Below are 1360 nucleotides of genomic sequence, written 5' to 3'. Positions count from 1 at the left end.
CGTTATTTTGCTGAAATCAGCGGAAAAAAGTGTCAAAAGCAGAGGCACAAGCCATTCTTACAAAAGTAGGCTTAAAAGATGATAGTCGTACAAAAGTAGGAAAATATTCATTTGGGATGAAAAAGAAATTAGGCTTTGCGCAAGCAGTCGTGCATGATCCGGATTTTATTTTCTTAGATGAGCCAACATCTGGGGTCGATGCAGAATCGGCGATTGTCCTACAAGATTTCATTCGAGCGCTACAAAAACAAGGAAAAACGATTTTTTTAACATCGCATAACTTATCTGAAATCGAAAAATTATGTAGCCGCATTGCCATTTTAAAAGATGGTATCATTACAAAAATCGGTACTATTCATGAGCTGAAAACGAATGATACGAATGAAATGCACGTACGCATTAAGCATGGTGCTATTAGTCAGAATGCTAAAGATGCATGGTTTGACCAATTAAGTGCATTTGCACCGATTGTTGAACATAAATCGCAATTCACAACGGTGCAAATTCATGATGAACAACAAAATGCAGAGATTTTGCGTTGCTTCCATCGCTTTGATATTCCAGTATATCGCTTTGATATCGAAGAGAAGAGCTTAGAAGAAATATTTATTGATAATAAGCAAGTTGGCTAACAATATCGTAAAAGGAAGCGCATAGAAGCGGTTCCTTTTTTTATTTTTGAAACTAAATAGAAATCGTTTCGTATAATTAGTTAAAGGGGGAATAAAAATGTTTTTTGATGATACGATTTTATTTGATAGTGCGCCTATTTTCATCATAATTATTGCAGTCATTGTGTTTGGCTCTATTATCTTTTTAGGCGTTTCTAAATTGAAGGAGAACGTGGATAATAACAACGCTCCGCAACTTACCGTACCAGCGGAAGTTATTTCAAAGAGAACAGATGTACAAGGCAATCATTCCTATACGACGTATTATGCGACATTTGAAGTACAAAGCGGGGACCGTATGGAGTTGAAATTAAACGGTAAGGAATTTGGGATGCTCGCAGATAAGGATATGGGGATGCTGACATTTCAAGGGACACGATACATAGCTTTTGAACGACAATAGGCGTAAACGACAGGCTTTCAGAATTTTCTGAAGGTCTTTTTTGTTAAAAAAAGTATTTCTATACAAAAACATGCTATCATAAAGTTAATTTAATGTAGAAAGGAATGATCGATATGAAACAGGTAACTAAGGTGATTGAAAAGTAGTTTCTACAGCTCTTTTCAATCCATTCATATTAACTTTTGAAAAGAGGATATCCATGTATACAGACAAAGAATTAACGCTTCGCCCAATTGTTGAAGATGATTTATATCGCATTTGGGAGCTCATTTATAAGGACGCGCAG

2 protein-coding genes are annotated in these 1360 nt (G+C 35.7%); both read left to right on the top strand.

Features of this window, described 5'->3' with window-relative positions:
* Positions 1–29 precede the first annotated feature (29 nt).
* Entirely contained in the window at positions 30–632 is a 603-nt protein-coding gene (locus tag KTHG_RS15165) for an ABC transporter ATP-binding protein (RefSeq protein ID WP_255512482.1), read from the top strand.
* 97 nt (positions 633–729) lie between these two features.
* Complete coding sequence (locus KTHG_RS15160) at positions 730–1074, top strand: DUF2500 domain-containing protein (RefSeq protein WP_126990388.1); 345 nt, start codon at positions 730–732, stop codon at positions 1072–1074.
* The last annotated feature ends 286 nt before the right edge of the window (positions 1075–1360 follow it).

Origin of the sequence: Kurthia sp. Dielmo (genome assembly GCF_000307285.2) — a bacterium.
Taxonomy (GTDB): Bacteria; Bacillota; Bacilli; order Bacillales_A; family Planococcaceae; genus Kurthia; species Kurthia populi.
This window is presented reverse-complemented; position numbering and strand designations above follow the sequence as displayed.

What these genes read in the sequence shown, in the direction of transcription:
- KTHG_RS15160 (WP_126990388.1), top strand. Translation starts at nt 730, where the DNA reads ATGTTTTTTGATGATACGATTTTATTTGATAGTGCGCCTATTTTCATC.